Source organism: Streptomyces sp. NPDC017979 (assembly GCF_044328175.1).
Taxonomy (GTDB): domain Bacteria; phylum Actinomycetota; class Actinomycetes; order Streptomycetales; family Streptomycetaceae; genus Streptomyces.
Window position 1 is genome coordinate 392,793 of record NZ_JBIRGU010000005.1, and the last position, 13,623, is coordinate 406,415.

Genomic DNA, 13,623 nt, shown 5'->3' on the forward strand with positions numbered 1-13,623 from the left:
GCTCATCCCTTCGGCTGTGCGTTGTCGCTCTCCGAGCTCTGTGTCTGACCGCCGTGCATGGTCCCGGTATTGACCTGGTTGTGGTCGCCGTTGATGAAGATCTTGGTGACGACTTCCTGTGCCTGGCGTCTGAAGTCGCCGGTGTAGACCCCGTGGTCATCGAGGAAGGCGCTGACGGTACTGAACATCCGGGACTGGAGGATCGAGATGTGCCGGGCCGCGTCCTCGAACTGGTGCATGTCCTCCGGGGCGTCGAGGGCGCAGTGCTCACGGAGGCTGACCGGCTCGCCGTTGTCTTTCTGCTCGGTCCTGTCGAGAACCGCCGCTGCCTGCTGTTGCGCGAACTGCCCGAGCAGGCCGCCCACGACGACGTTCAAGGACCGGATGAGGCCGGCGTGGGACCGGTGTGCCAGAGCCGCGGTGTCGCCGAGAGCGTGCACTGGGGTGAGAACGATCTTCTTGGCGAGCTCCCATCCCTTCGCGGATTCGGAGCGAGCCTCGTCCTTGAGCGGCGCCATGATGTGCGGGCGCGTCACGAAGTGGAGCGTCTTCCCTTCCAGCGCGGCGTGGGCGAACACCGTAACGACGACGTGTCCCTCCCAGTCGACGACCTGCGCAGCGAGATAGCGACGCGAGTGGTGGCCTGACGGCGCCCTCGTTCCTTCCTCGATCATCTCCCGTGCCTCCGGCCAGGCGTCATCGAGCGCTCTGCTCAGAGCGCCGGGCCTGCGGCCGGGCTTGCGTGGGAGCTTCTTCCACCGAGACTGTGGGACGGCGAGCGTTTCGAAGATGTCGCAGTGAGGCAGGGCGTGGGTCTCCACGAGGTCGCCGCTGAGGCGTTCGAGTTCGACGCGCAGCTTGCCCATCAGCTCGTCGGCTTCGAACGTACGCATGCCAGCAGCCTCGTCCCCCAAGGGCGCCTTGACGTCGGCGGACAGCCCGGACGTGGGAGCCGGTCTCGCACTGGTGTGCTTGGGGTCCTCCGTGTCGTCGGCACGGCGGGCGGCGGTGAGCTGGATACGGGGACCGCTGGCACGCCAGGCATCAAGGCCGGCGCCGACGAAGCGGTTGACCCCGTCCTCCTTCCGGTACGGGATGCTCTGCCACCTCTCGCTTACCCCGCATTCGGCAATGCGGGCCCTTGCGCGCGTGGCGAGTCGGATGGCCGGGGCCCTGCGCCGAGGTCCCAGCGAGGCCAGGTACGCCAGGCATGCCCAGCGATCTACCGTGTGGACGACGGCGAGCAGGACGGCCGTCCACACAGCGACGGCGACAGAGTCCTGTACCGCGAACATCAGGGTGGGCGTATGTGGCCGCATCTGTGACCAGGCCACGTAGCCGCATGTGATCACGAGGAGCAGGGGAACGAAGGAACTGGAACCCCAGCGAAGTGCAGCCCGGAGGAGGCCACCTTGGAGGAGGTAGTGGTGGAGCAGCACCATGGCCACCAGCGCCAGCGCGCCCCATGGATGGCGTGCAGCCACCAGACTCACGGCCCCGGCCATCGCAACACCGCGAAGTCGGCGCTGCCGGTGGGCGGCGACGCTGTGGGTGAGGACGAGGGGAAGGCTGAAGCCGAAGGAAGGCGTGGGGCGCTTCCGTGCATTGAGCACGTTGTCCAGAGTCCATCGGACGAGTTCCTCACCGGCAAACGGGCCCAGGTGCCGGACGTCCCGCTTCTTGTGGCCCCGGACGTGATCCTGCCACTGACCCATCATGTCTCGTGCCTGACCGATACGGTCCACGCGCGCGTGCATGGCTCCCGCAATCAGGTGGGTCACTTCACTTGCGGCAGGCGGCTTGTCGCGTTCGGCGTAGGCCGTACGCAGGGGTCGATGGGTGTTGGTTTCGGCGGTCCCGTCGAGGCTCTTGTGGAGCGGAATGCCAGGAACGGCTTCGCCGGGACCTGGTCTGGCGACGATCGCGCGGGGTGAACCGCTCGGCGCAGAGCCTCGCCAAAACAGCAAGGACATAAGGCCACCTCCCCCGAGACCCCCTGCTCTTCAGCGGCCCATCCTGCCCACGAATGAATGGATCAGTCAGGAGAAGTGGGAGACGCGCCACCCAGGACGATCGCAGCTGTGGTGGGAACCAACATCCGCGGAACCACATCACCCCAGGTGGGAAGCGCCCACATCAGTCGGGTGGCCTCATTCCCCAGAACGCCATCTTGACTGATTCCCGCCCCTGGTCGCCGTGCCGGTACCGGTCCTTTGCAGGCAGTGGCCGTTACTCTGAGACGCTGTCAGAGGTAACAGTAAGACTGTCCGACGTGAAGATGTTTCTGCTGCTGGTAGTCGAACTGGTGGTGCTGCTGTCGGCAACCACCATTCTCTGGACCACGCCTTGAGTCTCTCGCGCACACGCTCGACGATGAGATGGAACAGCGGAGCGGTTGGGGATGGTTCGTGCTCGCAAATCCGGTGAATGGGAGGGGACACATGTGAGTAGTGCACTAGCGCCACACCTGAAGGTGATCGCCGAGGGCATGATCCGTAGCGCCATGGGACTAGCGACCGAGGTCATGCGAGGTGCCCGCGACACCACGATCGCGCTCTCCCATGAGCTTGATCGACAAAAGGGAATGGCGGGGGACGACGACGCGGGCCGTGACTTCGCGAAGGTATACATGTCCGCCGCGTCCACCACGCTCAATCAAATGGGGTTCAGTTCGTACCTACTGGGTGAGTCGGGCAGAGGGCTGATGCGCAGCGCTCGCGAGTTCATGGTGCAGGAGAGTCGAGTCGTCGCGTCCATCATCGGTAAGCAGGTCGATTTGACGGCCGGTATGGGCGACCCCGGCGAGGATTGCCCGGAGAACTACCTGAATCTCGGCAAGGAACTGTCCGATGTGGTGGGGGAGACTGCATGGCACGATCAATACGTTCCCGGTGGCAGGAGTGACCGATTTCGCGGTTCGCCGGAGAAGCTGAGAGACGTCGCCAGCTCATGGCGGCACGCGGGGAAACTGATGCTGCGTTTCCTTCAGGACGCCCAGGCTTACGCGTCGACCGCGGACAAGGCGCACTCCGGCGAGGCTGCGGACGCCTTTCGGTCATACTTCAAGAATTGTGTGGGAATGGCCTGCCCGCCAGAACGGGCGCAGCAAGATGAACCTCTTGTGGTGAACCTGGTGGCCGCGTGCAACCAGCTCGCCAAGGCGTGCGACCGGTACGCCGACCATGTCGAGGCTGCCAAGGAAAGCATCCGTCAACACCAGTCGGATTTGTTCAAGGTCGACATGCCCTGGGACCAGCCGCTGTTTGGCGGTAACGGCTACGACGGCGGTCTGCGTAACGCGGTGCTTGAAGACCCGTGGATCCACCAACTTGGCGACATTGCCAACGCATTGGACGCGTCGGAGGCGCGTGTGAAGCTTCCGAACGGCTCGGATGACCCGCGAAGCCCTGGAATCCCCTTTCTGCCTCCGCTCATTCGTGTGCCGGTCCCGGTGCCGCTCGTGGTCGCGTCGTACCAAGGGAAGGCGCCGACCCTGCTGCCCGCGGTCAATCCCGTTGATCCGAGCATTTCCGTCGCGGACCCCATTCCGCCAGCTCCGGGCACGACCCGTCTGCTCAATGCGGCCGAACAGCAGCAGTTCCGTACCTGGATGAACTCCCTCGGCCGGGGAGGGCTGGCGGGCGGCGGCGGCCCAACAGACCCGGACAACGCGTACCAACTCCGTATCGCCGGATATCCCGAGCGAGAGGTGCCACTGGCGGGGAAGAAACGCGGGCTGATGGTGGACGGAATACGTCCGGTCGACGGATATCTCGTCGAGGCGAAGCATGTACGGGATCCGGACTGCACGAAGAAGAGCTTCCGCTCCCTCGATCGGGTCGAGGGAGCGCTGGCCAAGCCCGTCAAGCTGAACAACAAGGGAGAGATCGCTTGGGATCCGGTCGTGGACGCCATGTACGGTGGTGACGAGAAGGAGCTCGTCCGCTACAAACAGGCCATGGCTAATCCCGCGAACAGCGAGATCCGGGGCCTGGAGATCGTCACGAACGGGCGGGACAACGCCGCTTACTGGCAGTCCATGATGGCGATGACGGGTACTAGCGGATCGACGCGGTACGTACCCTGAGACCGAGGAAAGACAGTGACTGCTGAGCGAAACATCCGGACCAACTTCGCCTTCTATCCCCTCGAAGGTGACGACGGATCCTGGCACGCCACCCTTGATTCCCTGGAGAGGGCCTTGAGGCAGGCGTTTCCCGATCCCACCGTGGAATACCGGAAATCAGGAATCCACGGGATGACAGTGCTCGATTTCGAGGTCGAGCTTGCACCGGACGTGTGGGTGGAGGGAACGGCGGCGATGCCCAGGCCCGACTACGCCTACGTCACGCTCACCGACGTGACCGCCGACGAGGCCGCTGTCTTCGCCGTATGGCTCCGTGATTCCTTCGCCCCCGCCCCGCACCTCGTGCGCTTCGCCAGCAGCCTCGCAATGGCCAACGGCGAAGATACCCCATCGCCCTTGCCAGTCAGGGGCGGCACCGACGAGATCAGGGCCTTGCTGCGCGACCACGTCGATGCCATCGACATCCCTTAGACACCGTTTCAGTTGGTGAGTCTGCGGTGACAAATGGGGGCTGCGGCTATGCCGACGAACGCGAGGAAGTGTTCGGGCTTGCGTTCATACCGGCGGTGCAGACGTCGGCAGCCGGCCAGCCACGAAACGGTGCGCTCGACCACCCAGCGGTGGCGGCCAAGCCATGTGGAGGACTCGATTCCCTTGCGGGCGATCCTGTGGCGGATGCCTCTGCCGCGAAGCCATCGGCGCAGGTGGGCGTAGTCGTATCCCTTGTCCCCGTGTAGCCTCGCGGGTCGTCGGCGGCGCGGTCCGCGGCGGGAGCGGATGGGCGGGATCCCCCGCACGAGGGGCTCCAGGCCGAGGCTGTCGTGCATGTTGGCGCCGGAGATCCCCAGCGAAAGCGGGAGTCCGTTCCGGTCCGTGACGAGGTGGATTATCGATCCGCTCTTGCCACGGTCGGTCGGATTCGGTCCGGTCAGTGGCCCCCTTTTGCGGCCCTCACACTCACGGAGTCGATCGCGCACCGCGACCAGTCCAGTTCCCCGCGGGCGCCGAGTTCGTCGAGGATGACCCGGTGGAGCCGGGCCCAGACCCTCTCCCGGCTCCACTGGGTGAAGCGGCGGTACACCGTCTGCCAGCACGGCCCGAACACCGGCGGCAACTACCGCCAGGTGCAACCGGAGGTAGCCGCGAAGATGATCGCGGCCAGGGCCTCACGATCACCCGCTCTCCACTTGCCCCCGCCCTGCGGGCGCTTGATCTCCGTCGACGGCACCACCCGCCGGAATAGCACCCACAACTCGTCCGGCGCCAAACGCTCAACCAGATCCGTCATGCACGGTTCAACGAACGATCAAGCCAACAGAAACGCTGCCTCAACGGGCTATCTGGCCAGCCCGGCTTCTCAGCCGAATCCGTGAGTGATTTCCCAGGAGAGCAGCCAGTGATGCTGCGTCAAGCCTTTGAGCTGGCTGAGCAGGATCAAGGGCTGACGATCCGCGAGCTGGCTCGGGAGCTTGCGTGGAAACCTGTCAGAAGGGCGGATCGGTGTCGCAGCCGCCTCGTAACTCGGCTACTGCCCATGGCTGGGGTCCATGCTCCGCATCGCGGAACGTGTACTGCTGCTGCCCGTCTTCCATCCCGGTGGTGTCCTCGCCCCAACTCGCCAGGGCCTCGATCGCCCTGGCCCGGTACTGCCACAGCCCGCTCGTAGCCAAGACCTCTCGCAGCAGTGGGACCAAGGTGGCACGGTGGTGCAGTAGGTGAGGGTCGTCCAGCAGCGGTATGCATGCGGAGATGGCTGCCGCGCGTACGTGGACGTCAGAGTCATCAAGGTACGCGCAGACGCCATGGAATACCCGCGATCGAATCCGGCAGATCGCGACGAACGGCGGGTACTCCTCTGGTGGGAAGCCGAAGTGCCGGCTGGTTGCCGCGGCTTCGTCGTCTGCCTCATTGGCTACGGAGTCGAGCCAGCCCAACAACTCGGCACGCATCGGTCCCGGGAAGCCGTGCGGACCTTTGTCGACAAGCGAAAGCGTGCGAGTGTCGCTGAGGATGCTCACCACGTACAGGGCGGCCGGCGCCGTGGCGGAGTACAGAGTGTTCTGGTGGTGCACCGCATGATGCAGGCGGCTCAACGCCTGTGACCTCACACTTTGGTCGGTGTCCAGCAGCCCAAGCAGCATCTCTGGTACGTCATCGGCCGGCCCGTAGGCATGCTCCAGAGCGCTCCAAGGTGTCCTGCCCAGCACCTCGGCGGGATCTATCGGATCGGCTGGCTCTTGGTGAACGGGCACGCCGCGAGTATGGCAGCGCTCTGGGGTGCGGCCCGCAGCGGAGTGGCTCACGCTCGACAGGAATGACATTGCGGGGCCGACGATCACGAGTCGTCGGCCCCGCAGCATCTGTTCCGTAGCTCTACAGAGACCGGTCAGCGACGGTCATTCCGGCTGCGTCAAGGCCCCTGAAGTCCCCTGCGATTCAGCGCTGGTTGCTGTGGTTGCGGTACGCCGCTGCTGTACCGCCTCCCACCATCAGAGCTGCGAGGGTCGCAACATTCACGTAGGCCGCGACAACCTCTGCGGCGGCTGGCCACAGGACCAACACGATGGCGACTATGGTGATCGCGGAGCCGAGACGGCCTCGATTTGACTGCTGCGCACACGGCATCAAACTCGACATGGAATTTCCTAGGTTCCGACCCGCCCCTTCTGGTCGCTTGCGTTTCCTAGGCCCATGCGACCAAAGGGGCGGGTAACTGAAAACCCATCATGACGGCTCGCCGAAGGCGCCCGCCCAGAGATGCCACAGCCCGACCAGCGTGATTTGCTTTCGAGAATGACTATCCCCTGGGGGCAGGAATTATAGGTGGCGACACATGAAACCCATCACTTTACAATGCGCCATTGTAAAGTTTTATGTGTCAGGCCACCCAGGTACCAGCAAGGATGCATCGAGCGGTCCACACACCGGCCCGCGGCTGGCGAAAGTGAATCGCCCCTCCGGTACCCCCACGCCCCACAGCCGAGCTACGACGGCAATAGCAGGCGGGATGGGAGCTCCCCACATCAACCCTCCACGGGCCGGTACCCGCGAGCAGTGCCCCCCCGCCGGAGGCATGTTAGTGACGGTGAGGTGGCCGCGGGCCCGGAGTGGTTCTCGGATTCGTGCCCTTGGGCCTACCCGGCAGGTGGGGCGGGCGTCGGCGCAGCGGGGGCGGAGCGGGCCGAAGGCAGGAGCGTCGCCCCGAGCGCAGCCGGGCGCTTGAACCAGTAGAGAAAGTTGTAACTCAGGGGCTGGGTGGTCTGAACTGCTTTGTGCAGGGCGGGAGCTGGGTGTTCTGGCGGTGGGCCAGGGGCAGGAAGCTCACGGGGCGGCGGTCCAGGTGATGTTGGTCGTCGAGTTGGTGATGGACAGGGCGACTGGTTCGAGGTGGCGCAGGCATGGCTGACCGCGTCGATCGCGCGACCTGAGCGATCAGGAGGCCCGGAGTGACCGACGAACTTCTGACCGTCCAAGAGGTCACGGCCACGCTGAAAGTCGGCCGCACCAAGGTCTACGACCTGATCCGGACCAAGCAACTGCACTCCCTGACCATCGGGCGCAGCCGCCGTATCCCCGCCCGTGCGCTCGTACCTGGCCTCGCGCATCGACCTCGAAGGGGCCGCCTGATGGCCAAGCGGCGTAGCCGTGGTGACGACGGGCTCCACTGGGACGACAAGCGCCAGCGTTGGATCGCCACGGCCAGCCCAGGGTTCGACCCCAGTGGGAAACGGAACGTCAAGCGGGGGAGTGGCAAGACCAAGACGGAAGCGAAGAACAAGCTGAAGGAGGTTCTGCGGGACCACGAAGACGGTCTTGCCATCGCGCCCACCAACTACTCGGTCAAGGATGCGGTGACGGACTGGCTGGCGTACGGGCTGGCGGGCCTCGACCCCGGAACGGTCGAGACCTGCACGTTCCTGAGCCAGAAGCACGTTGTTCCGTCGCTCGGTGCTCGCAAGCTCCGCGACCTGAGCGCGGAAGACGTGGATCGCTGGCTCGGTACCAAGGCCAAGACGCTCAGCACGCGCACGCTCCAGTCGCTCCACTCCTGCCTGAAACGTGCGGTCAAACGGGCCATGGCGCGGGACAAGGTGAAGCGCAATGTTGTCGAGTTGTGTTCCGTACCCCATGGGCAGGCGGGGCGGCCCTCGAAGGCGCTCACCTTCGCCCAGGCAGAGACCGTTCTCAAGGGCGCGGAGGGGACCGCGATGTGCGCGTACGTCGTCGTCGCCCTGCTGACCGGTGCTCGCACGGAGGAACTGCGGGCCCTCACCTGGGACCACGTCTTCCTGAAAGGCCGGCAGGACGTCGATCCGCCGCAGCCTCCGTACATCGCCGTTTGGCGCTCGGTGCGGCGGAGCGGGGACACCAAGACCCGTAAGTCCCGGCGCACGCTCGCCCTGCCCGCGCGCTGCGTCGAAGCCCTCTGGCGGCAGTTCGAGGATCAGGGGTGGGATCGGCTCGCCGCTGACGAGACGTGGGAGGAACACGGGCTCGTCTTCTCCTCGGCCGTGGGCAAGCCGCTCGACGCGGCCAACGTCCGCCGCGCCTTCCGTCAGGCTCTCAAGGACATCGACGGGATCGACCCTGCCCAGTGGACCCCTCGGGAGCTCCGGCACAGCTTCGTGCCGCTGCTCTCCGACCGGGGCGTCCCGCTGGAGGAGATCTCCCGGCTCGTCGGGCACTCCGGCACCGCCGTGACAGAGGAGGTCTATCGGAAGCAGATCCGGCCCGTGATCCAGACCGGGGCAGTGGTCATGGGACGGCATATTCGGCGGCGACCAGCAGCACCGCTAGACACTCGGGAATCGACAGTCACGCAGTTAGACACGCAGCAACGTCAGAGGGCCCTTACCGATCCGGTAAGGGCCCTCTGACCTGCTACTTAGCTGTCGGGGTGGCGGGATTTGAACCCACGACCTCTTCGTCCCGAACGAAGCGCGCTGCCAAGCTGCGCTACACCCCGATGTCGCCACTGTCGCGGCGACATCGATTACTTTAGCCCACCCGCGCGCTCACGCGAAATCCGCTTTTCGGGAGGGCGGTGCGGCGGGCTACGGGCGTTCGGTCAAGGTCAGCAAGGTGGCCTCGGGGGGGCAGGCGAAGCGGACCGGGGTGTAGCGGTTGGCGCCGCAGCCTGCGGAGACGTGGAGGTGGGCGGTGCGGCCGGCGGAGGTGTGGGTGGAGAGGCCCTTGACGCGGTCGGTGTCCAGGTCGCAGTTGGTGACGAGGGCGCCGTAGAAGGGGATGCAGATCTGGCCGCCGTGGGTGTGGCCCGCCAGGATCAGGGGGTAGCCGTCGGCGGTGAAGGCGTCCAGGCAGCGCAGGTAGGGGGCGTGGACGACGGCCAGGGAGACGTCGGCGTCGGGGTCCGGGCCGCCGGCGACCTCGGGGTAGCGGTCGCGCTTGATGTGGGGGTCGTCCAGGCCGGTGAAGGCGATCTCGCCGGCGTCGAGCTTCAGGCGCCCGCGGGTGTTGTTGAGGCCGACCCAGCCCGCCGCGTCGAAGGCGTCGCGGATGTCCGTCCAGGGGTTGTGGATCGCGCCGACGACGGGGGCGTTGCCGTTGAGGCCGTGCCGGCCCTGGACCTTCTCCAGCAGGTAGCGGGCGGGGTTGCGCGGCTTGGGGCCGTAGTAGTCGTTGGAGCCGAAGACGTAGACGCCGGGGAACTCCATCAGCGGACCCAGGGCGTCCAGGAGCTCGGGGACGCCCTCGGGGTCGGAGAGGTTGTCGCCGGTGTTGACGACGAAGTCGGGGCGCAGGCCCGCCAGGGACTGGAGCCAGGCCCGCTTCTTGCGCTGGCCGCTGACCATGTGGACGTCGGAGACCTGGAGGACGCGCAGCGGGCGCATGCCCTTCGGGAGCACGGGGACGGTGATCCGTCGGAGGCGGAAGAACCGGGACTCGAACGCCGCTGCGTAGACGATGCCGGCCGCGCCGACTGCCGTGACTGCCAGGGGAACTCCGTACCGTGCGCGCATGCGCCCATCGTCGCAGACCTGGCGCGCGCCTTCCGACCTCGGGCAGGGCCGGCCGGAGCAGCGGAATTACGGAAGGTCGCGGATCGGGAGCGGTACGTGACCGCAGCGGAGTCGCGGCGTCCGAAATGGGCGGGCGGGACCCGACCCGTACCTGTCACACTTTCCCCATGAAGCTCAAGGCCAAGCTCAAGGAAGACCTCACCGAAGCGATCAGGGCGCGTGACGAGCTGCGCTCGGCGACTCTCCGACTGACCCTCGCCGCCATCGCCAAGGAAGAGGTGGCGGGCAAGACCGCCCGTGAGCTCTCCGACGACGAGGTGCAGAAGGTGATCGCCCGCGAGGCGAAGAAGCGGCGGGAGGCCGCCGAAGCCTTCGCCAAGGGCGGCCGGGACGCGCAGGCCGAGCGGGAGAAGGCGGAGGGCGTGCTGCTCGACGAGTACCTGCCGAAGCAGCTCAGCGACGACGAGCTCCAGCAGATCGTGGCCGACGCCGTCGCGGAGGCCAAGGCCGGTGGGGCCGAGGGACCGCGGGCCATGGGCGCGGTCATGAAGATCGTGAACCCGAAGATCGCCGGACGGGCGGAGGGCGGTCGCGTCGCCGCGACCGTGAAGCAGCTCCTCGCGGGGTGACGTGACGCGTGGCCGTGAGCCGCCGACGCGCGGTTCCGCCCGCTCACGCCGCCGTACGAACACAAGGACAGGGCCCGGGTCGGGTGACCCGGGCCCTGCTCACACCGCTCGACGTGCGACTACGGGACGGCTAGGTCCGAAAGAGAGGGCCTGCTAGGGGCCGTCTTGCTCCTCGCCACCGCCACCGCTGCTCGTCCGGCCCCGGCTCTCGCCGCTGCCGCCGACCACGCCCGGTGGGATGGTGATTCCGGGGATGGAGTCCTCGCCGCCGTTGGCACCGCCGCCGTCGCCGTCACCACCGCCGTTGACGTTGTTCCAGCCGCCGTTGCCGTCGCCGTTGCCGTTGCCCCGGCCGTCGCTCTCTCCGTCGCCGTCTCCGTCGCCGTTGCCGCCGTCGTCACGGCGCCCGTCGCCGCGGTCCCGGTCGGAGTCGCCGTCCTGGTTCTGGTCCGGCTTCTGCGCGTCGGGGATGGCCACCCGGTTGAAGGACGGGGCGTTCTTCCCCTCCAGCGCGCCGGTCATCGCCATGCGCCAGATGGAGCCGGGGACCTCACCGCCGAAGACCTTCGGCTTGAACCGGCCGCCGATGTTGATGTTGAACATCTTCACCTGCTGCGTCGGGCTGCCGACCCAGACCGCTCCGGCGAGGTTCGGGGTGTAGCCGACGAACCAGGCGTTCTTCCGCTCGTCCGTCGTACCCGTCTTGCCCGCGTTGTCACGGCCGCTGAGTCCGGCCTTCGCGCCCGTGCCCTCGTCGGAGACCACGCCGCTCAGCAGCGAGCTGATCGTGTCGGCGGTCTTCTCGCTCATCGCCCGCTGGCAGTCGGTCTTGGGCACTTCGAGGTTCTTGCGGTCCGCCGTGCGGATCGACTCGATGGCGATGGGGGTGCAGTACGTGCCCCGGTTGGCGAAGGCCGCGTACGCGCTCGCCATCGTCAGCGGGGACATGCCCTCCGAGCCGAGCGTGAGGGAGGACGGGGCGGCGCGCAGCTTCTCGCCGTTGCCCACGACCAGGCCCAGCTTGTCGGTCATCTCCTTCACCGGGCAGAGGCCGATGTCGGCGATCATCTGGACGAAGTAGGTGTTGACCGACTTCTCCATCGCCTCCTTGAGGTTGTACGGGCCGACCTCCGACTCCATCTCGTTCGTGAGCTTGGCGCCCTCGGTGTTCACCCACGGCTTGCCGCTGGAGCAGCCCTGGATCGGGCTCGGGTACGCCATCTCGTACGGCGCCGCGTACGACTGCGAGGCCGGGCGTCCCTGCTCTATGGCCGCCGCCGCCACGAACGGCTTGAAGGTGGAGCCGACCGGGAAGCCGAAGTTCGAGCCGTCCATCTTCTTGTCGACGGAGTAGTTGATCTGGGTCTCGTTCCGGCCGAAGCCGTACGGCTTGGACTGGCCCATGCCCAGGATCTTGCCCGTGCCCGGCTCGACGAGGGTCACCGCGGTGGCGACCTTGTCGGACTGGTACACGTACTCCTTTATCGACTTCTGGACGGACGCCTGGCCCTTCGGGTCGAGCGTCGTCTTGACCGTGAGGCCGCCGCGGTTCCAGAGCTTGGCGCGGTCCTCCTTGGTCTTGCCGAAGACGGGGTCGGTCAGGAAGACGTTGCGGACGTAGTCGCAGAAGAAGCCGGCGCCCTTGACGGCGGTGATGCAGCCGTTCTGGGGCTTGCTGACCTTGAGTTCGATCGGGGTCGCCTTGGCCTGGTCCGCCTCGGCCTGGGTGATGTCGCGGACGTCGGCCATGCGCTGGAGGACGATGTTCCGGCGCTTGCGCGCCTCCTCCGTGTCGTTGACCGGGTCGTACCGGCTGGGGGACTGCACGATGCCGGCGAGCATCGCCGACTCCTGGAGGTTCAGGTCCTTGGCGGGCTTGGAGAAGTAGCGCTGCGACGCCGCCTCGATGCCGTACGCCTGCTGCCCGAAGAAGGTGATGTTGAGGTAGTTCTCCAGGATCTTCTTCTTGCCGAGCTCCTCCTCGACCTGGATCGCGTACTTCAACTCCTGGATCTTGCGGCCGAGCGTCTGCTGGGTGGCCTGGGCGACCTTGTCGGGGTCGTCGCCGGCCTCCTCCACGAAGACGTTCTTCACGTACTGCTGGGTCAGCGTCGACGCGCCCTGTGCCACCCCGCCCGACTGGGCGTTGCGGTTGAGTGCGCGCAGCACGCCCTTGAGGTCGATCGCGCCGTGCTCGTAGAAGCGCGAGTCCTCGATGGCGACGATCGCCTTCTGCATGTACGGGGAGATGTCCTTCAGCGCGACCACCGTGCGGTCGCGGGAGTACACCGAGGCGATCAGGTCGCCCTGGGAGTCCAGGATCGTGGTGCGCTGGCTGAGCGGTGGCGTCTTCAGGTTGGCCGGGATCTCGTCGAACCCCTGGACCGTGCCCTTGGCCGCCAGGCCCAGCGCGCCGGCAGCCGGGAGGGCGATGCCGGCCAGCACCGCTCCGGAGAGCACGCTGACACCGAGGAACTTGGCGGCTTGCTGGGTCGCTGACAGACCCCCACCGGAGCGCGTCTTTGGCATGGAAACAGCCTACGTTCTCATTCGCCGGACACGGGCGCATCCCTTGGCCTAAGCTGCTCCCAACTGTCACAGCAGTACGGTTGTGCATCAAGCCATTCCCGGAATTCGTCGAAAGTCATTCCTCGCGGCGTGGCGTGTCCCGTAGTCATCGGGGTCGGGCGAAGGCCAAAGTGGAATCCGGCATTCCGCACCTTGTAGACCTGCTGCGGTGTCCGATTTCGCGCTAAACCTGCTTTATGTCCCGCCCGATGCGCATCGAGAGCTGTCCGATGTGTCTGGTTCCGTCGGGTTGGTTTCGCATGTCCCCAGGTCACTCCCCTGGGTGATCTGCCGCGTACGCATAGTCCGTTCGGGCCATTCGAGATTGGGCCCGCAGGGGGTGTTGCACCGCGCCCGC

General features: G+C 66.4%; 7 protein-coding genes, 1 tRNA gene and 3 pseudogenes. 5 read left to right on the plus strand and 6 right to left on the minus strand.

The features are described 5' to 3' along the window. Positions 1 to 2: 2 nt before the first annotated feature. Positions 3 to 1,745 (minus strand): hypothetical protein, encoded by a 1,743-nt coding sequence (locus ACH4E8_RS17335; protein WP_398448947.1) that lies wholly within the window; start codon positions 1,743 to 1,745, stop codon positions 3 to 5. A 743-nt stretch (positions 1,746 to 2,488) separates the two neighbouring features. Between ACH4E8_RS17335 and ACH4E8_RS17340 the strand changes: the two genes are divergently transcribed. Both ACH4E8_RS17340 and ACH4E8_RS17345 read left to right on the plus strand, forming a co-directional pair. Continuing rightward, positions 2,489 to 4,087: a restriction endonuclease fold toxin-2 domain-containing protein gene (locus ACH4E8_RS17340; protein ID WP_398448949.1), complete on the plus strand. Its 1,599-nt coding sequence runs from the start codon at positions 2,489 to 2,491 to the stop codon at positions 4,085 to 4,087. A gap of 15 nt (positions 4,088 to 4,102) precedes the next feature. Next, positions 4,103 to 4,558, plus strand: a complete 456-nt coding sequence (locus ACH4E8_RS17345) for a hypothetical protein (RefSeq protein ID WP_398448951.1) — start codon at positions 4,103 to 4,105, stop codon at positions 4,556 to 4,558. Positions 4,559 to 4,566: 8 nt separating this feature from the next. On the opposite strand, the pseudogene ACH4E8_RS17350 reads toward ACH4E8_RS17345, so the two are convergent. Together ACH4E8_RS17350 and ACH4E8_RS17355 are read right to left on the minus strand one after the other, a co-directional pair. Continuing rightward, positions 4,567 to 5,375 (minus strand): annotated as a pseudogene (locus ACH4E8_RS17350) (IS5 family transposase). Between the two features lie 196 nt (positions 5,376 to 5,571). Beyond that, positions 5,572 to 6,339, minus strand: a complete 768-nt coding sequence (locus tag ACH4E8_RS17355) for a hypothetical protein (protein WP_398448953.1) — start codon at positions 6,337 to 6,339, stop codon at positions 5,572 to 5,574. A 1,194-nt stretch (positions 6,340 to 7,533) separates the two neighbouring features. Between ACH4E8_RS17355 and ACH4E8_RS17360 the strand changes: the two are divergent. Together ACH4E8_RS17360 and xerC are read left to right on the plus strand one after the other, a co-directional pair. Beyond that, positions 7,534 to 7,662 (plus strand): annotated as a pseudogene (locus tag ACH4E8_RS17360) (helix-turn-helix domain-containing protein); the annotation flags it as partial. Positions 7,663 to 7,713: 51 nt separating this feature from the next. Next, positions 7,714 to 8,884, plus strand: a pseudogene (xerC, locus tag ACH4E8_RS17365) (tyrosine recombinase XerC). Positions 8,885 to 8,979: 95 nt separating this feature from the next. On the opposite strand, the gene ACH4E8_RS17370 reads toward xerC, so the two are convergent. Together ACH4E8_RS17370 and ACH4E8_RS17375 are read right to left on the minus strand one after the other, a co-directional pair. Continuing rightward, positions 8,980 to 9,053, minus strand: a tRNA-Pro gene (locus tag ACH4E8_RS17370). 88 nt (positions 9,054 to 9,141) lie between these two features. Then, positions 9,142 to 10,068, minus strand: coding sequence for a metallophosphoesterase (locus ACH4E8_RS17375; RefSeq protein ID WP_398448955.1), 927 nt, complete (start codon positions 10,066 to 10,068; stop codon positions 9,142 to 9,144). 167 nt (positions 10,069 to 10,235) lie between these two features. Here ACH4E8_RS17375 and ACH4E8_RS17380 point away from each other — a divergent pair, with 167 nt between their 5' ends. Next, complete coding sequence (locus tag ACH4E8_RS17380) at positions 10,236 to 10,697, plus strand: GatB/YqeY domain-containing protein (protein WP_398448957.1); 462 nt, start codon at positions 10,236 to 10,238, stop codon at positions 10,695 to 10,697. A 153-nt stretch (positions 10,698 to 10,850) separates the two neighbouring features. Here the strand turns inward: ACH4E8_RS17380 and ACH4E8_RS17385 are convergent, their stop codons facing one another. Continuing rightward, entirely contained in the window at positions 10,851 to 13,226 is a 2,376-nt protein-coding gene (locus ACH4E8_RS17385; RefSeq protein WP_398448959.1) for a transglycosylase domain-containing protein, read from the minus strand. Positions 13,227 to 13,623 lie beyond the last annotated feature (397 nt).